Genomic DNA, 19,860 nt, shown 5'->3' with positions numbered 1-19,860 from the left:
TCCTCGCCCCGGTGATGGTGCTGGCGGCGCTCGGCATCCTGTTCGTCCGCAAGGCCGTGCACGCAGCGCTGCTGCTGGCGGTGGTGATGATCAGCCTCGCCGTGCTCTACGCCGCGCTCGACGCGCCGTTCCTCTTCGCCGTGCAGATCATCGTCTACACCGGCGCCATCCTCATGCTGTTCCTCTTCGTGCTCATGCTGGTCGGCGTCGACGCCTCCGACTCGGTCGTCGAGACCATCCGCGGCCAGCGCGTGCTCGCGGTGGCCGGCGGCCTGGTGCTCGGGGTGCTGCTCGTCCTCGGGCTCAGCCAGCTGACCCTCGGCACCGTCGTGGGCCTCGACGAGGCCAACGCCGGCGGCAACATCGAGGCGCTGGCCAACATCCTCTTCAGCCGCTACGTCTTCGCCTTCGAGACCACCAGCGCGCTGCTCATCACCGCGGCGGTCGGCGCGATGGTGCTGGCCCACCGCGAGCGGCTGACCCCGAAGGCCGGCCAGGCCGAGCGGGCGGCCCAGCGGGTCCGCGACTTCAGCGAGAAGGGCACCCACCTCGGTCCGCTGCCCTCGCCGGGCGTCTACGCGCGCCACAACGCCGTGGACACCCCGGCGCTGCTGCCCGACGGCACGCCCGCCCCCGACTCGGTCTCGCGGGTGCTCTCCTCGCGCGGCACCGTGCGCTCCGCGCCGGCCCTGGCCGACGACATCGAGCAGGTGCGTCGCTCCATCGACGGCGTGCCCGGCGGTGCCAGCGGCGAGCAGGCGACCGCCACCGGCCACAACACCGAGCAGCACTCGCTCGAGGAGGAGGGCCGCTGATGGACACCACGCCCTACGTCGTCCTGTCCGCGATCCTGTTCACGATCGGCACCGTCGGCGTGCTCACCCGCCGCAACGCCATCGTCGTGTTCATGTGCGTGGAGCTGATGCTCAACGCCTGCAACCTCGCGCTGGTCGCCTTCGCGCGCCAGCACGGCAACCTCGACGGCCAGATCGCCGCCTTCTTCGTGATGGTCGTCGCCGCCGCCGAGGTCGTCGTGGGCCTGGCCATCATCATGACCATCTTCCGCACCCGTCGCTCGGCCTCGGTCGACGACGCGAGCCTGCTGAAGTACTGAGACAGGACCGGTGACACCGCAGATGTACCTCATGTCAGAGGGCGGCCACACGATCCCCGTGGTCGCCCCCCTCGAGGCCGAGGGCGCCTTCACGCTGCTGTGGCTGGTGGTGGCCCTGCCGCTGCTGGGCGCCGCGGTGCTGCTCGTCGGCGGTCGCCGCACCGACCGCTGGGGGCACCTGCTCGGCACGGCCACGGCGCTCGCGTCGTTCGTGCTCAGCGTCGTGCTCTTCGTCGACCTGCTGGGGCGCGAGGAGTCCGAGCGCCAGGTCGCCCAGCGGCTCTGGGAGTGGATGGAGGTCGGCGGCTTCTCCGTCGGCATGGACCTCCTCTACGACCCGCTCTCGGCGCTCTTCCTGCTGCTCATCACCGGTGTCGGCACGCTGATCCACGTCTACTCGATCGGCTACATGGAGCACGACCCGCGCCGCCGGCGCTTCTTCGCCTACCTCAACCTCTTCGTCGCCGCGATGCTCACGCTGGTCCTGGCGGAGAACTACGTCGTGCTCTTCCTCGGCTGGGAGGGAGTGGGCCTGGCCTCCTACCTCCTCATCGGCTTCTGGCAGCACAAGCCGTCGGCGGCCGCCGCGGCGAAGAAGGCCTTCGTCATCAACCGCGTCGGCGACATCGGCCTGAGCCTGGCCATCGCCCTGATGTTCGTCACCTTCGGCACCACCAGCTTCACGCAGGTCAGCGAGCTGACCTCCGGCGCGGGCGAGGGCACGCTGACCGCGCTCGGCCTGCTGCTCCTGCTGGGGGCCTGCGGCAAGTCGGCGCAGGTGCCGCTGCAGGCCTGGCTGCTCGACGCCATGGAGGGTCCCACCCCGGTCTCGGCCCTCATCCACGCCGCCACCATGGTCACCGCGGGGGTCTACCTCGTGGTGCGCTCCAACTTCGTCTACGAGCTCGCTCCGCACGCCCAGACCGTCGTGGTCGTGGTCGCCACGGTCACGCTGCTGTGGGGTGCGGCGATCGGGTGCGCCCGCGACGACATCAAGAAGGTCCTGGCCGGCTCGACGATGAGCCAGATCGGCTACATGATGCTGGCCGCCGGCCTGGGCGTGTACGGCTACGCCTTCGCGATCTTCCACCTCATCACCCACGGCTTCTTCAAGGCCAACATGTTCCTCGGCGCCGGCTCCGTGATGCACGGCATGGCCGACGACGTCGACATGCGCCGCTACGGCGCGCTGCGCAAGGCGATGCCGGTGACCTTCCTGACCTTCGCGATGGGCTACCTCGCGATCATCGGGTTCCCGCTCTTCTCCGGCTTCTGGTCGAAGGACAAGATCATCGAGACCGCGCTGGTCGAGAGCCCGGTCGCGGGCGTGTGCGCCCTCGTCGGCGCCGGCGTGACCGGCTTCTACATGACCCGCCTCATGCTGATGACCTTCTTCACCGACAAGCGGTGGAAGGAGGGCGTGCACCCCCACGAGTCGCCCTCGGTGATGACCGTGCCGCTCATCGTGCTGGCCGCCCTCTCGGTGCTCGGCGGCATCCTGCTGCTCGGCGACTGGATCGTCGGCTGGCTGGCCCCGGTCGTCGGCGAGGCCCCGCACCACGAGCCCCCGGTGCCGGTCATCGTGCTCACGGTCCTCACGGTCGCGGTCGTCGCGGTCGGCGTCGCCGCCGCGTGGTTCCTCGTCGGTCGCCGCGAGGTGGCCCGCACGGCCCCGCAGGACGTCTCGTTCGCGGTCCGCGCGGCTCGCGCCGACCTGTACGGCGACGCGATCAACGACGCCGTCGTGGTGCGGCCCGGCCGCCGGCTGGTCACGCTGCTCCTCGGCGTCGACCACCGCGGCGCCGACGGGCTCTTCACCGGCGGCGGCTCGGCCGTGGCCGGGGTCGGCGGGCTGCTGCGCCGCGTGCAGAACGGCTTCGTGCGCTCCTACGCGCTGTCGGTGCTCGCCGGCGTCCTGATCGTCGTGATCGCCCTGATGGTGGTGAACTCCTGATGTCCGACTTCCCTTGGCTCACGGTGCTCGTGCTGGTGCCGCTGGTCGGCTCCGTCGCCGTGGCCCTGCTCCCGCTGCCCGCGGCGCAGGCCAAGCAGGCCGGTCTGGCCGTCAGCGTGGTCACCCTCGCCCTGGCCGCGGCCGTCGCCGCGCAGTTCGACGTCGACGGCGGCATGCAGCTCACCGAGACGCACGACTGGATCTCGGCCTTCGGGGTCCACTACGCCCTCGGCGTCGACGGCCTCGGCCTGCTGCTGATCCTGCTCACCGCCGTGCTGGTGCCGCTGGTGCTGATCGCCGCCTGGTCCGACACCGACCAGCCGCTCGGCCCCGACGGTGAGGACGAGACCACCCGCCAGGGCTCCGGCCGGGCCTTCGTCGCCTGGACCCTCGCCCTGGAGGCGCTCTCGCTGGCGGTCTTCGCCGCGACCGACGTCTTCCTCTTCTACGTCGTCTTCGAGGCGACGCTGATCCCGGCCTACTTCCTGGTCGGGGGCTTCGGCCGCGAGGGTCGCAGCGCCGCGGCGCTGAAGTTCCTCATGTTCCAGCTCGCCGGCGGCCTCGTGCTGCTGGCCTCGGTGATCGGGCTCTACGTCGTCTCCGCCCAGCAGGGCAGCCCGTCGTACCTCCTCTCCGACCTCGAGCAGCTCGACATCGGCACCGAGGCCGGTCGGTGGCTGTTCCTGGGCTTCTTCATCGCCTTCGCGGTCAAGGCCCCGCTCTTCCCGGTGCACACCTGGCTGGCCGACACCACGGAGCGGGCGACCCCGGCCACGAGCGTGCTGCTGGTCTGCGTGCTCGACAAGATCGGTACCTTCGGCATGCTGCGCTTCTGCCTCGGGCTCTTCCCCGAGGCCTCGCAGTGGGCCACGCCGGTCGTGGTCGCCCTCGCCCTGGTCTCGATCGTCTACGGCGCGCTCATCGCCATCGGCCAGGACGACATCCTGCGCCTGATCGGGCTGACCTCGCTGAGCCACTTCGGCTTCATCACGCTGGGCATCTTCGTGCTCAACACCCAGGGCGGGTCCGGCGCCGTGCTCTACATGGTCAACCACGGTCTCGGCACCGCGGCGCTCTTCCTGGCCGCCGGCTTCGTCATCCGCCGCCGCGGCACCACGCTGATCAGCCAGATGGGCGGGGTCGAGAAGGTCACCCCGGTGCTCGCCGGGCTGTTCCTGGTCGCGGGCCTGGCCACCCTGGGCCTGCCCGGGCTGAGCACCTTCGTCTCGGAGTTCCTCGTCATCATCGCCGCCTTCCAGTACCAGTGGTGGGTCGGCGCGATCGCGGTCACCGGCATCGTCCTGGCCGCCATCTACGTCCTGTGGATGTACCAGCGCACGATGACCGGCCCGACCGTGCCCGCCCTGCCCGGCAGCGGGACCGGCGCCGACCCCGACGCGACCGGGTCCACCCGCACCGACCTCACCGTGCGCGAGGGCGTCGTCCTGGTGCCGCTGGTGGTCGGGCTGGTCCTCTTCGGCTTCTACCCCGGGCCGCTGCTGGAGGCCAGCAACCCCTACGTCGGGACGCTGCTGGAGCGGGTCGGGGTCACCGACGACGCGCCCACCGTCACCTCCCCGGAGTCCGAGACTCCGGCGTCCGCCGAGGAAGGCAGCTAGACCATGGACTCCACGACCTTCGTCAAGCCCACCCTCGACTACTTCCACCTCTGGCCGATCCTGGTCGTGCTGGGCGTCGCGGCCCTGGGCGTCGTCGTCGAGGCCTTCGTGCCCCGCGCGCGCCGCTTCGCGACCCAGACCGTGCTCGCCCTCGCCGGCCTGGTCGCGGCCCTGGTCGGCACCGTGCTGGTCGGCCTCGACCTCACCGAGGTCGGCGACGGCGCCGCGCGCGGCCTGCTCACCGCGGGCGGCACCCTGGTGATCGACGGCCCCGCGGTCTTCCTGTGGGGCCTGGTCCTGATCTTCGCGGTCGGCGGGGTGCTGCTCTTCGCCGAGCGCCGCCTGGAGGGCGGGGTCTCGGCCTTCGCCGGCCAGGCGGCCGCGCTGCCGGGCACCGAGGCCGAGCGCCAGGCCCAGGGCCTGGACCACACCGAGGTCTACCCGCTGATGATGTTCGCGGTGGCCGGCATGATGATCTTCCCGACCGCGGGCGACCTGCTCACGATGTTCGTGGCCCTCGAGGTCCTCTCGCTGCCGCTCTACCTGCTCTGCGGTCTGGCCCGCCGCCGCCGCCTGCTGAGCCAGGAGGCCGCGATGAAGTACTTCCTGCTCGGTGCCTTCTCCTCCGGCTTCTTCCTCTACGGCGTCGCCCTGGTCTACGGCTTCGCGGGCTCGATGGACCTCGCCGCGATCGACCAGGCCGTGCGCGCCGACACCGGCAACCACACCCTGCTGGCCATCGGCATGGGGCTGCTCGCGGTCGGGCTGCTGTTCAAGGTCGGGGCCGTGCCCTTCCAGTCCTGGACCCCCGACGTCTACCAGGGCGCCCCGACGGCGGTGACGGCGTTCATGGCCGCCGGCACCAAGATCGCCGCCTTCGGCGCGATCCTGCGGCTGTTCTACGTCGGCTTCGGCTCCGACCGCTGGACCTGGCAGCCGATGCTGTGGGTGGTCGCGATCCTCACCATGGTCGTCGGCGCCGTGCTGGCGATCTCGCAGTCCGACGTGAAGCGGATGCTGGCCTACTCCTCCATCGCCCACACCGGCTTCCTGCTCACCGGGGTCCTCGGCGTCCAGACGAGCGCCGAGCTGGCCGACGGCCAGGTCACCTCGCTCCAGGCGATCCTCTTCTACCTCACCACCTACGGCTTCTCGATGGTCGCGGCCTTCGCCATCGTCACGCTGGTGCGCGACTCCGGCGGCGAGGCGACCGCCTTCGACCGCTGGGCCGGCCTGGGCCGGCGCTCGCCGTGGGTCGCCGGGGCCTTCGCGTTCCTGCTGCTGTCGATGGCGGGCATCCCGCTCACCGGCGGGTTCGTGGGCAAGTGGGCGGTCTTCACCGTCGCCTTCTCCGCCGGGGCCTGGCCGGTGGTGCTGGTGGCGATCTTCTCCAGCGTCGTGGCCATCTACTTCTACGTCCGCCACATCCGCCTGATGTTCTTCACCGCACCCACCGCCGACTCGGCCGCGGTGGTCGCGCCCTCGCTGCTGACGTCGGCGACCATCGCGGTGGGCGTGCTCGCCACGGTCGTGCTCGGCATCGTGCCCGGCCCGGTGCTCGACCTCGCGGGCCATGCGGGAGAATTCATCAGGTGACGTCCTCTCCCGCGCCGGCCGCCCTGGCCCTCCCGGTCACCGACGAGGCCCTGGCCGCCCGTCTCCACGGTCGGATGGCGGAGGTCGAGGCGCTCCTGGCCGGCCACGTCGAGGGCCGCACCCGCTACGTCTCCGAGGCCGCGCGGCACCTGCTGCAGGCCGGCGGGAAGCGGTTCCGCCCGCTGCTGGTGCTGCTCGCGGCCGAGGCCGGGCCCCACCCGGAGGCCGCGGAGGTGCTGACGGCGGCCTGCGTCGTGGAGATCACCCACCTCGGCTCGCTCTACCACGACGACGTGATGGACGAGGCCGACCTGCGTCGAGGCGCCGACTCCGCCAACGCCCGCTGGGACAACCTGGTCGCCATCCTCACCGGCGACTTCCTCTTCGCCCGCTCCTCCGAGCTCACCGCCACCCTCGGCGCCGACGCCGTGCGCATCCAGGCCGAGACCTTCACCCGGCTCGTCGAGGGCCAGATCATGGAGACCGTCGAGCCGGGCCCCGGCGAGGACGCCCTGCAGCACTACCTCGACGTGGTGGCCGGCAAGACCGGCTCGCTGATCGCCACCTCCGCGCGCTACGGCGCCCGCTTCTCCGGCGCGCCGCGCGAGGTCGAGGAGGCGCTCGCGGCCTACGGGGAGATCGTGGGCAGCGCCTTCCAGCTCTCCGACGACATCCTCGACGTGGCCTCGGAGTCGCAGGAGTCGGGCAAGACGCCCGGCACCGACCTGCGCGAGGGCGTGCCGACGCTGCCCGTCCTCATGGCCCGGGCCTCCGAGGACCCCGCCGACGCGCGCCTGCTCGAGCTCCTCGCGGGTGACCTCACCGACGACGCCCGCCACGCCGAGGCCCTGGGCCTGCTGCGCGCCCACCCCGCCATGGAGCAGGCCCGTTCCTACGTCGTGGCCCGCGCCGACGAGGCCAAGGCGCTGCTCGACGTGCTGCCCGACAGCCCCGTGAAGGAGGCCCTGGAGGCCTTCGCCGACCTCGTGGCCCTCCGCACGGCCTGAGGCTCCGGGGCCCGCACCGGGCGGGCGGTGCCGCTCAGGCGGCGCTCGAGGCCGCGACGGTGAGCCGCAGCTGACGTCGGTGGTGCCCGACCGCCTCCACGGTGAAGAGCACCAGCGCGACCCAGACCAGGACGAAGCCGGCCCAGCGGCCGGCCGGCATGTCCTCGCCGTACCAGAGCACGCCGAGCGCGAACTGCAGGATCGGCGCGAGGTACTGCAGCAGCCCCAGCGTCACCATCGGCACCCGTGTGGCGGCCGCGCCGAAGCACAGCAGCGGCACCGCCGTGACGACGCCGAGGGTGGTGAAGAGCAGCGCGTGGCCGACGCCGTGCTGCCCGAACTGCGCGGTCCCGGTGGTGGCCAGCCACGCCAGGTAGGCCCCGGCGAAGGGCGCGATGAAGGCCGTCTCGACCGCGAGGCTCTCCACCGCGGGTGCACCGGCGGTCTTCTTGGCCAGGCCGTAGGTCCCGAAGGAGAAGGCGAGCACGAGGGCCACCCACGGCGGTCGGCCGTAGTCGAGCGTGAGCACGGCGACCGCGGAGGCGGCGATGCCCACGGCCACCCACTGCAGCGGACGCAGCCGCTCGCCGAGCAGCAGGACGCCCATGAGCACCGTCACGAGGGGGTTCATGAAGTAGCCCAGCGAGGTCTCGACCACACGGCCGTTGGTGACGCCGTAGATGTAGGTGGCCCAGTTGCAGGTGATGGTCACCGCGGCCAGGGCCAGCAGGGCGGTGGTGCGTCGGGAGGCGAGCAGGGCCCTGACACCGGCGGCTCGCCGCAGCGCCAGCACGAGCACGCCCATGGTGAGCACCGACCAGACGATGCGGTGGGCCAGGATCTCGAGCGCACCGGCGGGCTCGAGGAGGGGGAAGTACAGGGGGAAGGCGCCCCACATGAGGTAGGCCGCGGCCCCGAGGGCCACGCCGCGGCGAGAGTCGGACACCGGGGGAGCATAAGTCCGGTCGAGACCGGTGTTTACCGCGGTCCGCGCGGGGCAGGTTCGAGGCGTCCCCCACACCTGAACCCAGGAGACCCCATGCGGATCACCCGCCTCGTCGCCGGCCTCGCGTCGCTGCTGCTCGCCCTCTCGATCTCCCTCGTCTTCACCTCCCCCTCGACCGCTGCGCCGGCCCCGGCCAAGGAGGCTCGCACCGTCGAGCTGAAGGGCGACCAGAAGGGTCAGAAGTTCTTCATCAAGGGCCGCATCACCCCCGGCTCGGGCCCGATCAAGTACATCGTCGAGCGCAAGGTCTGCCAGCGCGACACCAACTGCAAGAACTCCTACAAGACCTGGGCCAAGGCCAAGACCAACGACGCGGGCCGCTACACCAAGCGGGTCTACGGCCCCCAGGGCGGCGCCCAGCGCGTCTACTACCGCGTCAAGGTCCGCGCCACCGAGCGCTACAAGGCCGCGGTCTCGCCGAACGCGATCTACATCTACAAGCTCTGAGCCGGGCGCCCCTGAGGCGCGCGACCACGCAGGGCCCCCGCCGCACCAGCGGTCGGGGGCCCTGCTGCGTCGCGAGGGCGCCGGTGCTCAGCCGCGGCGCCCACCCGCCCGGCCTCAGACGACCGTCCAGGTGTCGCCGCCGCCGATGAGGCCGGCCAGCCGCTCGGCCGGCTCGCCCGGGGCGGCGTCGCGGGCCGCCGACACCTGTGCGCGGGTCTGGTCGTCGTAGGTGGGGCGCTCCACCTGGCGGAAGACGCCGATGGGTGAGCGGTTGAGGTAGCCCGCGTCGGTGAGCCGGCTGATCGCGAAGGCGGTGGAGGGGTCCTCGGCGTGGGCGTCGTGCACGAGCAGGTCGGCCTCGTCGACGTCGCCCACCTCGACCACCGCGACCCCGCCGGAGGCGGCGTCGCGCGCCAGCCCCAGTGTCCCGCCACCGAAGGTGATCCGCTCGCCGTGCACGAGGGGGATGACCGCCCGCTCGGCCGAGTCGCGGTCCTTGAGGCCGTCGAAGGCGTGGTCGTTGAAGATCGGGCAGTTCTGGTAGATCTCGACCAGCGAGGTGCCGCGGTGGGCCGCCGCGGCGGCGAGGACCCCGGTGAGGTGCTTGCGGTCGGAGTCGATGGTGCGGGCCACGAAGGTGGCCTCCGCGCCCAGCGCCAGCGACACGGGGTTGAAGGGCTGGTCGACCGAGCCCATCGGGGTCGACTTGGTGATCTTGCCGACCTCGGAGGTGGGGGAGTACTGGCCCTTGGTGAGGCCGTAGATCCGGTTGTTGAAGAGCAGGATCGTCATGTTCACGTTGCGCCGCAGCGCGTGGACCAGGTGGTTGCCACCGATCGACAGCGCGTCGCCGTCGCCGGTGACGACCCACACGGAGAGGTCCTCGCGGGCGGTGGCGATCCCGGTGGCGATCGTCGGGGCCCGGCCGTGGATGGAGTGCATCCCGTAGGTGTCGAGGTAGTAGGGGAAGCGGCTGGAGCAGCCGATGCCGGAGACGAAGACGATGTTCTCGCGGCGCAGGCCGAGGTCGGGCAGGAAGGACTGCACGGCCTTGAGCACGGCGTAGTCGCCGCAGCCGGGGCACCAGCGCACCTCCTGGTCGGAGGTGAAGTCCTTGCCGGTCTGGCTCTCGCCCTCGGCCAGGGTGGGCACGCCCTCGGTGCCGCGCATCGTGGGCACGGGCAGGTCGGTGGTGGTCATCGCTCAGTCCTCCGGGTGGTCGGCGGGGTCGCCGGCGGGTGCGGACAGGTCGACCTCGACGCCCTCCGCCTCGGCCACGAGGGCGCCGATGGCCTCGGCGAGCTCGGCGGCCTTGAGCGGGAGCCCGCGCACGTGGTTGTAGCCCACGGCGTCGACGAGGTAGCGCGCACGCAGCAGCAGCGAGAGCTGGCCGAGGTTCATCTCCGGCACGAGGACCTTGTCGTAGCCGCGCAGGATCTCCCCGAGGTCGTCGGGGAAGGGGTTGAGGTGGCGCAGGTGCACCTGGGCCACGCGGTGGCCGGCACGGCGCACGCGACGCACGCCCGCGCCGATGGGGCCGTAGGTGGAGCCCCAGCCGATGACCAGGACCGAGGCCGCGCCCGAGGGGTCGTCGACCTCCAGCGGCGGCAGCGAGGCGGCGATGCGGTCGACCTTGGCCTGCCGGGTGCGGACCATGCGGTCGTGGTTGGCAGGGTCGTAGGAGATGTTGCCGTGGCCCTCGCCCTTCTCGAGCCCACCGATGCGGTGCTCGAGTCCGGGGGTGCCCGGCACGGCCCAGGGGCGGGCGAGGGTGTCCTCGTCGCGCAGGTAGGGCCAGAAGTCGCGGGTGTCGGGGTCGTCGGGGGAGACCACGTGGTTGGGCTCGGTGGCGAAGCCCGGGTCGATGCGCGGGAGGTCCTCGACGTCGGGGATGCGCCACGGCTCCGAGCCGTTGGCGAGGTAGCCGTCGGAGAGCAGGATGACCGGCGTGCGGTAGGTGACCGCGATCCGGGTGGCCTCGAGCGCGGCGTCGAAGCAGTCGCCGGGCGACCGCGGCGCGACGACCGGCACCGGGGCCTCGCCGTTGCGCCCGAACATCGCCTGGAGCAGGTCGGCCTGCTCGGTCTTGGTGGGCAGCCCGGTGGAGGGTCCGCCGCGCTGCACGTCGATGACGACGAGGGGCAGCTCGGTCATGACCGCCAGGCCGATCGCCTCCGACTTCAGCGCCACGCCGGGCCCGGAGGTCGTGGTCACCCCGAGGTGGCCCGCGAAGGAGGCGCCGATGGCCGAGCCGACTCCCGAGATCTCGTCCTCGGCCTGGAAGGTCGTGACGCCGAACGCCTTGTGCTTGCTCAGCTCGTGGAGGATGTCGGAGGCCGGGGTGATGGGGTAGGACCCCAGGAAGACCGGCAGCTCCGACTGCACGCCCGCGGCGACGAGGCCGTAGGACAGCGCGAGGTTGCCGGTGATGTTGCGGTAGGTGCCGGGGGCCATCGGCGCCGGCTTGACCTCGTAGCGCACCGCGAAGGTCTCGGTGGTCTCCCCGAAGCTCCAGCCCGCGGAGAAGGCGGCGAGGTTGGCGTCGCGGATGGCCGGCACCTTGGCGAAGCGCTTGGCCAGGAACGCCTCGGTCGAGTCGGTCGGCCGGCCGTACATCCACGACAGCAGCCCCAGGGCGAACATGTTCTTGGCGCGCGCCGCGTCCTTGCGCGAGAGCCCGAACTCCTTGACCGCCCCGACCGTCATGCCGGTGAGGTCCACGGGGTGGACCGCGAAGTCGGCCAGCGGCGAGCCGGGGGACTCGAGGTCGGCCAGCGGGTCGGAGTCGTAACCGGCCTTGGTGAGGTTGCGGCCGCCGAAGTCGTGGGTGTCGACGATGATCGTGGCCCCGCGGGGCAGGTCGGGCAGGTTGGCCCGCAGGGCGGCGGGGTTCATGGCGACCAGGACGTCGGGGGCGTCGCCGGCGGTGAGGATGTCGTGGTCGGCGAAGTGCACCTGGAAGGACGACACGCCCGGCAGCGTGCCCTGGGGGGCGCGGATCTCGGCCGGGAAGTTGGGCAGGGTGACCAGGTCGTTGCCGAAGGCCGCCGACTCCTGGGTGAACCGGTCGCCGGTCAGCTGCATGCCGTCACCGGAGTCCCCGGCGAACCTGATGATGACCCGGTCGAGCTGCTTGACCTGCTTCGACACCTCGCGACACTCCTCGCCTCGGACGTGTTCGGACTGTAGCCCGCGTCACGTGAGGCGCCCTGGGTTTCCAGGTGCTGGACGACCCTCTGGACGACCCTCTGGGCGTCCCCGGCGCGAGACCGCGCGACGCGCCGGACGACTCTGTCCAGACCAGTGGTCACTTAAACCTCATTTGTGCAGTAATCTACGCGAGATTGGTTGTTCACTCCTGTTCCGTCGGGAGTGGTGAGCAGCCTCTGGGTGCAGGGGCGGACAAGGGACACACGATGAACAAGCAGCTCAAGGCGGCGCTGGCGCTCGGTGCGACGGGGGTGCTGGCCCTGACCGGGTGCTCCACCTCCAGCGGCAGCGAGTCGGGCGAGACCATCAGCGTCAACGCCTTCTCGGTCATGGAGGCGGCCAACGAACCGGTCTTCGAGGACTTCGTCGGCACCGACGCCGGCGAGGGGATGTCGGTCGGCGACTTCACCACCTCCTACGGCGCCTCCGGCGACCAGAGCCGTGCGGTCGAGGCCGGTGCCGACGCCGACGTCGTGCACTACTCCCTCGAGACCGACGTGACCCGCCTGGTCGGCGACGGCCTCGTGGCCGAGGACTGGAAGGACAACGCCACCAACGGCATCGCGACCTCCTCGGTCGTCGTCTTCGTCGTGCGCTCGGGCAACCCCGAGGGCATCGAGACCTGGGACGACATCGTCGAGCCCGGCGTCGAGGTCATCACCCCCAACCCCGGCTCCTCGGGCTCGGCCCGGTGGAACATCCTGGCGGCCTGGGCGCACATCGCCGGCAACGGCGGCACCGAGGACGAGGCGCGCGACTTCGTGACCTCGCTGCTCGACAACACCATCGCCCTGCCCGGCAGCGGCCGCGAGGCCACCACGGCCTTCACCGACGGCAGCGGCGACGTGCTGCTGTCCTACGAGAACGAGGCCATCCTGGCCAAGCAGAGCGGCGCCGACATCGACTACGTCGTGCCGCCGGACACCCTGCTGATCGAGAACCCCGCCGCCGTCACCGTCGACGCCGACGAGACCGCCCAGGCCTTCCTCGACTTCATGACCAGCCCCGAGGCGCAGGCCGACTACGCGCAGTCGGGCTTCCGCCCCGTCGTCGACGGCGTCGACGTGGGCGAGGTGGAGGGCGCCAACGACCCGGCCGACCCGTTCCCGACCCCCGAGGAGCTCTTCACCATCGACGACGACTTCGGTGGCTGGGGCGAGGCGGCCGACCTCTACTTCGGCGACGGCGAGGACGGCAACCCGCTCGGCATCATCACCGAGCTGCAGCAGGAGACCGGCAAGGTCGGCGAGGAGTGACCAGCACCCCTGTGCTCGAGCGGCCGGCGTCCCCCGAGGGACGCCGGCCCCGGCGCGTGCGCCGTACGACGCCCCGCAGCACGCTGACGCGTGGTGCGGGCCTGGGCCTGGGCATCGCGATGCTGTGGTTCAGCATCCTGGTGCTGCTCCCGCTATCCGCCGTGGTCGCCGCGGCCGCGGAGGGGGGCTGGGGCCGCTACCTCTCGGTCCTGCAGAACGACCAGACCTGGGCCGCGGTCACCCTGACCGTCTCCCAGGCCGTCCTGGTCACGCTGGTCAACGTCGTGGTCGGCACCGTCATCGCCTGGGTGCTGGTGCGCGACCGCTTCTGGGGCAAGCGCGCCCTCGACGTGGTCATCGACGTGCCCTTCGCCCTGCCCACCATCGTCGCCGGGCTCGTGCTGCTCTCGCTCTACGGGCCGAACAGCCCGCTGGGCCTGCACTGGGCCTTCACGCCCAACGCCGTCACGCTGGCCCTGGCCTTCGTGACGCTGCCCTTCATCGTGCGCACGGTGCAGCCGGTGCTCGAGGAGCTCGAGACCGACGTCGAGGAGGCGGCCGCCTCGCTGGGGGCCAAGCGCTCGACGATCTTCCGGCGCATCATCCTGCCCAGCCTCGTGCCGGCCATCACCGCCGGTGCGGCGCTGTCCTTCGCCCGCGCGATCTCGGAGTACGGCTCGCTGGTCCTGCTGAGCGGCAACAAGCCCTACGAGACCGAGGTGGTCTCGGTGCGGGTGCTGACCTTCATCGAGAACGGCAACACCGCCTCCGCGGCGGCGCTGGCCTCTGTGATGCTGGCGATCGCGCTGGTGGTCATCGTGCTGCTCGACGTGCTCCAGCGACGGGTGTCGCGCCGTGGCTAGCCGGGGCACGACCACCGCGATGGTCTCGCCGCCGGTGAAGTGGGGCCTGCGGGTCCTGGCCGTCGGCTACGTGTTCTTCCTGGTGGCCTGGCCGCTGGCGCTGCTGGTGCGCCAGACCTTCGGCAACGGCCTGGGCAACCTCGTCGACGCGCTCGGTGACGAGCAGGTCACCGGGGCGCTGCAGCTGACGGCGATGATCGCCTTCTGGGCCGTGGTCATCAACCTGGTCTTCGGCGTGACGATCTCGATCCTGCTGGTGCGCTACGAGTTCCCCGGCAAGCGGGTGCTCTCGGCTCTCATCGACCTGCCGCTGTCGGTGTCGCCGGTCGTGGTCGGCCTGGCGCTGGTGCTGGCCTACAACGGCCGCAACGGCCTGGTCGGGCCCGAGCTGGAGGCCCGCGGCGTGCAGGTCATCTTCGACTCCCCGGGCATGATCATGGCCACCTGCTTCGTGGCGCTGCCGCTGGTCATCCGCGAGGTCGTGCCGGTGCTGGTCGAGGTCGGCGACGACCAGGAGCAGGCCGCGCGCAGCCTCGGCGCCAACGCGCCGCAGACCTTCTGGCGGATCACCCTGCCCAGCATCAAGTGGGGCGTGGTCTACGGCGTGGTGCTCAGCCTCGCCCGCTCGGTCGGCGAGTTCGGCGCGGTGAAGATCGTCTCGGGCAACATCACCGGCCGCACGCAGACCGCCACCCTCGTCGTCGAGCAGAAGTACCAGAACTTCCAGCAGGAGACGGCCTACGCGACGTCCTTCCTGCTGATCCTGGTCAGCATCGCCTGCCTCCTCGTCGTCGCCTTCCTCCGCCCCAAGCACGACTCGTGACCTCCCGAAGGAGCCACCCATGAGCATCGAAGTCTCAGGTCTCACCAAGAAGTTCGGCGACTTCGTCGCCCTCGACGACGTGTCGGTCTCGCTGCCCACGGGCCAGCTCACCGCGCTGCTCGGCCCCTCGGGCGGCGGCAAGTCGACCCTGCTGCGCATCATCGCGGGCCTCGACACCGCCGACTCCGGCACCGTCTCGATCGAGGGCGTCGACGCCACCGGGCTGCCGGCGCAGAAGCGCAACGTCGGCTTCGTCTTCCAGCACTACGCCGTCTTCAAGCACATGACGGTGGCCAAGAACGTCGCCTTCGGCCTGGAGATCCGCAAGCGGCCCAAGGCGGAGATCGCCCACCGGGTGGAGGAGCTGCTCGAGCTCGTCCACCTCTCGCAGTTCTCCCACCGCCTGCCCTCCCAGCTCTCCGGCGGCCAGCGGCAGCGGATGGCCCTGGCCCGGGCCCTGGCGGTGGAGCCGAGCGTGCTGCTGCTCGACGAGCCCTTCGGCGCGCTGGACGCCAAGGTCCGCAAGGAGCTGCGCGACTGGCTGCGCCGGCTGCACGACGAGGTGCACGTGACGACGGTCTTCGTGACCCACGACCAGGAGGAGGCCCTCGAGGTCGCCGACGAGATCGTGGTGATCAACGAGGGCCGCGTCGAGCAGGTGGGCTCGCCCGACCAGCTCTACGACGAGCCGGCCAACGACTTCGTCATGGGCTTCCTGGGCGAGGTCACCACGCTGGGCGGCGTGGTGCTGCGCCCGCACGACATCGAGGTCGCGCTCCAGCCCGGCCTCGCCGGCGCGGTGCGCGGCACGGTCACCCGCGTGCTGCGGGTCGGCTTCGAGGTCCGCGTGACGGTGCGCACCGGTGACGGTGACCCGACCGCGGTCTCGGCCCAGGCCAGCCCCGACACCACCGTGGTGCTGACCCGCACCCACGCCCGCCAGCTCGGCCTCGACGCCGGCACGCAGGTGTGGCTGACGCCGGCCTCCGGCGCCACGACGGTCTCGTCGATGGCGCCGGCCGGTCGCCGCGCGGCCGTCACCTCGGGGGTCTGATACTCCCGGTCGCGGGTGGGAACGCACCCTCCCATCCGCGACCGGGTTCCTCCTCCGGGCCCCGTGCCCGGACCGTGCGTCAGCGGTAGTTGGTGAACTGCACCGCGAAGTCGTAGTCCTGGCCCCGCACGAGAGCCTGCACGGCCTGGAGGTCGTCGCGCTTCTTCGACGACACCCGCAGCTCGTCGCCCTGGATCTGGGCCTTGACGCCCTTGGGTCCCTCGTCGCGGATCAGCTTGGAGATCTTCTTGGCGTCCTCGGAGGTGATGCCCTCCTTGAGCGCGATCGCGATCTTGCTCTGCTGGCCCGACTGGCGCGGCTCGGAGGCGTCGAGCACCTTGAGGCTGACGTCGCGCTTGACGAGCTTGCCCTTGAAGACGTCGAGCACGGCGCTGGCCCGGTCGTCGGCCGAGGCGCTGATCTCGATGGCCTGGTCGCCCTGCCACTCGATGGTGGCGCCGGTGCCCTTGAAGTCGAAGCGGGTCGCGATCTCGCGGGCGGTCTGGCCCAGGGCGTTGTCGACCTCCTGGCGGTCGAGCTTGCTGACGATGTCGAACGACGAGTCGGCCATGTCGGTCCTCTGCGCTGGTGGCAGCTGGTCGCTGCGGGTGATCGGGTCGGCCCCGGCCGGTGTTTTCCTCCTGTGCCGGGGGCTGCGCTATTGTTTCGCCTCGTCGTCCTCCGGCCAAGCCGGGGCGAGCGACGCCCGGCAGGTTGCCCGAGCGGCCAATGGGAGCGGACTGTAAATCCGTCGGCTTTGCCTTCGAAGGTTCGAATCCTTCACCTGCCACGAGCGCCCCCGGTCTCCACCGACCGGGGGCGTTCCTCGTCTGCGGCCCGGCCCTGGTCGGCCCGGCGCCGTCCGGGTCAGTCCTGCGTGCCGGCGGGGCGCCGCGAGAGCAGGTCGAAGGCCGGCCCGATCGCTCGGTCCCACACCGCCGGGGCGAGGGTGAAGGCCGCGACCAGGGCGTAGTTGGTCAGGCCGGTCTGGGCCCGCGGCCCGGGGGCGTCGAGGCAGGCGACGAGTTGGCGGCCCACCCGCTCGGGGCTGATGCTCGGCGGCGGGGGCCGGTTGACCATGCCGGCGGAGTCGAGGGCGCTGTCGTAGATCGGGGTGTCGACGCTGCCCGGCGAGACGTGGCAGACGTGCACGTGCGGGAGGTCGGAGCTCTCGATCTGCAGCTGGCGGGCCAGGGCGCGCACCCCCCACTTGCTCACGACGTAGGGCGTCATGTCGGGCACGGCGACGTGACCCAGCAGGGAGCCCACCAGCACCAGCACGCCACGCTCCTGGCGTCGCAGCACGCGCATGGTGTGGCGGGCCACGTTGGCCGAGGCCAGCAGGTTGGTGCGCACGACGGCGTCGAAGGTCTCGGCGTCGAGCTCCTCGGCGCGCCCGTAGGCCACGACCCCCGCGGAGTGCACGAGGGCGTCGACGCGGCCGTGGCGCTCGAGCACGAGGTCGACCAGCGCGGCGACGTCCTCGTCGACGTCGAGGTCGGCGGGCAGCACCAGCGCGGAGGCGGCGCCCTCGTCGCGGCACACCTCGGCGACCTCGTCGAGCACCTCCTCGCGGCGCGCGACGAGCACGACGTGGTCGCCGCGGCGCGACAGCTCCAGGGCGGTGGCGCGGCCGATGCCGCTCGAGGCGCCGGTGACCACCACGACCCGCGGGTGGGGTCCGGCGTCGGAGCGGCGCAGCAGCCCGGCGGCGCGGGCGACGGCGGCCGGGGCCGGCAGGAGCAGCGGTAGGGGCAGTCGCGGGAGCTGGGGGAGGAAGGAGGGGAGGGGCGGCACGGGGACTCCTGGTGCGGTGGGTTCGGGCTGCGGGTGGTGCCGGGACGGTGCGGGGGGCGGGCCGGTTGCGTGGCGGGCTCAGCGCCGCCAGCGGGCCCCGCTGCCCTCGCGGGTGCGGCGGCGACCGAGGAGGGTCCAGACGCCGCGCTCGGTGTGGCCGCCGGGGGCGGCCTCGAGGACGTTGCCGCCGTCGGGGCCCACGGCGGGCCCGCGCAGCACCACGGCGCGCACGGCGGGGCCGACGACGCGGTCGTAGACGAAGGGCGCGAGCCGGAAGCCGAGGATCGTGGCCAGGTTGGCGGGGCCGACCTCGACGTGACGACGGCGCGGGTGGTCGAGGCACCGCTCGACCGCACGGGCCACCCGGTCGGGCCCGACCACCGGCGGCGGGGCCGAGCCGCGGCTGCCGGCGTAGGTCGCCGCCTCGTCGTAGATGGGGGTGTCGATGGCGCCGGGGGAGACCAGGCACACGTGGAGGCCCGGCTCGTCGCGCAGCTCGAGCTGCAGCGAGCGCACCAGCCCGAGCTGGCCCCACTTGGCGGTGACGTAGGTGCTCATCGAGGGCACGGCCACCTCGGCCAGCAGGGAGCTGACGACGACGAGGGTGCCCGCGCCCTGGGCGCGGAAGACGGGCAGCGTCGCCCGCACGAGGTGGGCGGTGCCGTGCACCGCGGTCTCGACGACGTGCTCGAAGACCTCGCGCGGCACCTGCTCGACGGTGCCGTAGGCCATGCCCTGCGCGGTGGTGACCACCGCGTCGAGCCGACCGTACGCCGCCACCGCGGCCCTCACGCACGCCTCCACCTGGGCGGGGTCGGTGAGGTCGGTGGGCACCACCAGGGTGGCGGCGGCCCCGGCGTCGCGGCAGGCGGCAGCGGTGCGGTCGAGCGCCGCGGGGTCGCGGGCGGCCAGCACGAGGCGGGCGCCACGGGCCGACAGCCGCCGGGCCGTGGCCAGGCCGATGCCGGAGGAGGCCCCGACGACGAGCACGGCGGGGCGGGCGGCGCGGTGGTCGCCGCTCAGGCCGCCGGGCCTGCCCGACGACGGGCGCCCGGGGGCCTCGGTGGACGGGCCGGGCGAGGGATCGTGCGTGGGGTACATGCGGACCTCCGCACGAGGGGACGGGTCGTCCCCGACGCTACCCGCGTGCGCCGCGACCTCCCCCGCCCCGAGGGGTGGGCCGGAGGCGACGGGGCGGAGCCGGACCAGACCTCTGGGCGGCGACACGCCGGCGGCACCCATCCGTGACGACGGCGGCTCCGAAGCAGGGTCAGTCACGCCTCCGTGGCCCGGATCACACCCTCCTCGAAAGGCCGTCCTGTGAACCTCCCTCGCCTGCGTCGCCCCACCCCCTCCATGGCCGTCTCCGTGATGGCACTCGTCGTCGCCATGGGCGGCACCTCCTACGCCGCGGTCAAGATCAGCTCCGAGGACGTCGTCAACAACTCGCTGACCGGCCAGGACATCAAGAACGACTCGGTGGCCTCCATCGACGTCAAGAACGGCACGCTGCAGGCCAAGGACTTCCGCGACGGCACCCTGGTCCAGGGCCCGGCGGGTCCCGCCGGGGCCGACGGTGCGGGCCGCTGGGTGCTCGTGGGCGCCGACGGCAGCATCGTGGACCAGTCGGGCGGCTTCTCGATCGTGGCGGCCTACCCCACGCTCCCCAACACCGCGCCCGCCGGCTCGCCCGACAACAGCCTGCGCGCCAACGGCAACGTCTACATCAGCGCCGGCGACGACATCTCCGACAGCGGCTTGGTCGCCACCATCTCGCTGCAGAACACGGTGGACCAGAACGGCGACGGCGTGACCACCGGCCGCGCCCCCGGCGCCGACGCCAACCCGGAGTTCTCCGGCGAGATCTCGGTCAGCCGCTGCAACGTCGGCGCGCCGACCACCCCGCCCTCGGGCCCGACCAACTGCGCGCCCGCCGGCGCCCAGAACGCCCAGAGCTTCGTGGTCTCCCCGCGCAACAGCGACGGCTCCGTCACCACCGACGGCACCCGCAAGCCGTTCTACGTCGTCCTCACCGAGGCCCCGGTGCCCGCGGGTCGCTGACCCCCGGTCCCACCTGCACGACCGCACCACCCGCTCGACCACGCAGCACCCCC

18 protein-coding genes and 1 tRNA gene are annotated in these 19,860 nt (G+C 72.2%); 13 read left to right on the top strand and 6 right to left on the bottom strand.

Annotated elements, in window-relative coordinates:
- The first annotated feature begins 14 nt into the window (after positions 1-14).
- From M3673_RS06540 to M3673_RS06515, 6 genes are read left to right on the top strand one after another with little or no spacing between them, the layout of a single operon-like run.
- Positions 15-815 (top strand): NADH-quinone oxidoreductase subunit J, encoded by an 801-nt coding sequence (locus M3673_RS06540; RefSeq protein ID WP_056865230.1) that lies wholly within the window; start codon positions 15-17, stop codon positions 813-815.
- Entirely contained in the window at positions 815-1,114 is a 300-nt protein-coding gene (nuoK, locus tag M3673_RS06535; RefSeq protein ID WP_056864818.1) for an NADH-quinone oxidoreductase subunit NuoK, read from the top strand. The genes M3673_RS06540 and nuoK overlap by 1 nt, the downstream gene beginning before the upstream one ends.
- Positions 1,115-1,136: 22 nt before the next feature.
- Complete coding sequence (gene nuoL, locus M3673_RS06530; protein WP_251532624.1) at positions 1,137-3,068, top strand: NADH-quinone oxidoreductase subunit L; 1,932 nt, start codon at positions 1,137-1,139, stop codon at positions 3,066-3,068.
- Positions 3,068-4,687 (top strand): NADH-quinone oxidoreductase subunit M, encoded by a 1,620-nt coding sequence (locus tag M3673_RS06525; RefSeq protein ID WP_251532623.1) that lies wholly within the window; start codon positions 3,068-3,070, stop codon positions 4,685-4,687. Before nuoL ends, M3673_RS06525 begins: the two co-directional genes overlap by 1 nt.
- 3 nt (positions 4,688-4,690) lie before the next feature.
- Positions 4,691-6,283 carry an NADH-quinone oxidoreductase subunit NuoN gene (gene nuoN / locus M3673_RS06520; protein ID WP_251532622.1) on the top strand — a complete coding sequence of 531 codons (1,593 nt, stop codon included), beginning with the start codon at positions 4,691-4,693 and terminating at the stop codon, positions 6,281-6,283.
- The gene (locus M3673_RS06515; RefSeq protein ID WP_251532621.1) at positions 6,280-7,290 is read left to right on the top strand and encodes a polyprenyl synthetase family protein; all 1,011 of its coding nucleotides are present in this window, start codon (positions 6,280-6,282) and stop codon (positions 7,288-7,290) included. The genes nuoN and M3673_RS06515 overlap by 4 nt, the downstream gene beginning before the upstream one ends.
- A gap of 34 nt (positions 7,291-7,324) precedes the next feature.
- Here the strand turns inward: M3673_RS06515 and rarD are convergent, their stop codons facing one another.
- Positions 7,325-8,236 carry an EamA family transporter RarD gene (rarD, locus tag M3673_RS06510; RefSeq protein ID WP_251532620.1) on the bottom strand — a complete coding sequence of 304 codons (912 nt, stop codon included), beginning with the start codon at positions 8,234-8,236 and terminating at the stop codon, positions 7,325-7,327.
- A 93-nt stretch (positions 8,237-8,329) separates the two neighbouring features.
- Between rarD and M3673_RS06505 the strand changes: the two genes are divergently transcribed.
- Positions 8,330-8,743, top strand: a complete 414-nt coding sequence (locus M3673_RS06505) for a hypothetical protein (RefSeq protein WP_251532619.1) — start codon at positions 8,330-8,332, stop codon at positions 8,741-8,743.
- A gap of 114 nt (positions 8,744-8,857) precedes the next feature.
- Here M3673_RS06505 and M3673_RS06500 read toward each other — a convergent pair whose 3' ends face one another.
- Both M3673_RS06500 and M3673_RS06495 read right to left on the bottom strand, forming a co-directional pair.
- Positions 8,858-9,943, bottom strand: coding sequence for a 2-oxoacid:ferredoxin oxidoreductase subunit beta (locus M3673_RS06500; RefSeq protein ID WP_374108181.1), 1,086 nt, complete (start codon positions 9,941-9,943; stop codon positions 8,858-8,860).
- A 3-nt stretch (positions 9,944-9,946) separates the two neighbouring features.
- Positions 9,947-11,893, bottom strand: coding sequence for a 2-oxoacid:acceptor oxidoreductase subunit alpha (locus tag M3673_RS06495; protein ID WP_251532618.1), 1,947 nt, complete (start codon positions 11,891-11,893; stop codon positions 9,947-9,949).
- A gap of 266 nt (positions 11,894-12,159) precedes the next feature.
- Between M3673_RS06495 and M3673_RS06490 the strand changes: the two genes are divergently transcribed.
- From M3673_RS06490 to M3673_RS06475, 4 genes are read left to right on the top strand one after another with little or no spacing between them, the layout of a single operon-like run.
- Entirely contained in the window at positions 12,160-13,209 is a 1,050-nt protein-coding gene (locus M3673_RS06490) for a sulfate ABC transporter substrate-binding protein (protein WP_056864809.1), read from the top strand.
- Positions 13,206-14,072 (top strand): sulfate ABC transporter permease subunit CysT, encoded by an 867-nt coding sequence (gene cysT / locus M3673_RS06485; RefSeq protein ID WP_056864808.1) that lies wholly within the window; start codon positions 13,206-13,208, stop codon positions 14,070-14,072. The genes M3673_RS06490 and cysT overlap by 4 nt, the downstream gene beginning before the upstream one ends.
- Entirely contained in the window at positions 14,065-14,895 is an 831-nt protein-coding gene (locus M3673_RS06480; protein ID WP_251532617.1) for a sulfate ABC transporter permease subunit, read from the top strand. Before cysT ends, M3673_RS06480 begins: the two co-directional genes overlap by 8 nt.
- A 19-nt stretch (positions 14,896-14,914) precedes the next feature.
- Positions 14,915-15,949 (top strand): sulfate/molybdate ABC transporter ATP-binding protein, encoded by a 1,035-nt coding sequence (locus M3673_RS06475; protein WP_228943172.1) that lies wholly within the window; start codon positions 14,915-14,917, stop codon positions 15,947-15,949.
- Positions 15,950-16,028: 79 nt separating this feature from the next.
- Here M3673_RS06475 and M3673_RS06470 read toward each other — a convergent pair whose 3' ends face one another.
- Positions 16,029-16,520, bottom strand: coding sequence for a YajQ family cyclic di-GMP-binding protein (locus tag M3673_RS06470; RefSeq protein ID WP_056864805.1), 492 nt, complete (start codon positions 16,518-16,520; stop codon positions 16,029-16,031).
- Positions 16,521-16,657: 137 nt separating this feature from the next.
- On the opposite strand from M3673_RS06470, the gene M3673_RS06465 reads away from it, so the two are divergent.
- Positions 16,658-16,739: transfer RNA gene (locus tag M3673_RS06465), tRNA-Tyr, on the top strand.
- A gap of 77 nt (positions 16,740-16,816) precedes the next feature.
- Here M3673_RS06465 and M3673_RS06460 read toward each other — a convergent pair.
- Positions 16,817-17,746 (bottom strand): SDR family oxidoreductase, encoded by a 930-nt coding sequence (locus M3673_RS06460; protein ID WP_251532616.1) that lies wholly within the window; start codon positions 17,744-17,746, stop codon positions 16,817-16,819.
- A gap of 78 nt (positions 17,747-17,824) precedes the next feature.
- On the bottom strand, positions 17,825-18,847 hold the full coding sequence (locus tag M3673_RS06455; protein WP_251532615.1) for an SDR family oxidoreductase: 1,023 nt from the start codon (positions 18,845-18,847) through the stop codon (positions 17,825-17,827).
- A 219-nt stretch (positions 18,848-19,066) separates the two neighbouring features.
- Here M3673_RS06455 and M3673_RS06450 point away from each other — a divergent pair, with 219 nt between their 5' ends.
- Entirely contained in the window at positions 19,067-19,807 is a 741-nt protein-coding gene (locus tag M3673_RS06450) for a hypothetical protein (protein WP_251532614.1), read from the top strand.
- The last annotated feature ends 53 nt before the right edge of the window (positions 19,808-19,860 follow it).

It is taken from the genome of Nocardioides sp. P86 (assembly GCF_023712465.1).
GTDB classification, from domain to species: Bacteria; Actinomycetota; Actinomycetes; order Propionibacteriales; family Nocardioidaceae; genus Nocardioides; species Nocardioides kribbensis.
This window is presented reverse-complemented; position numbering and strand designations above follow the sequence as displayed.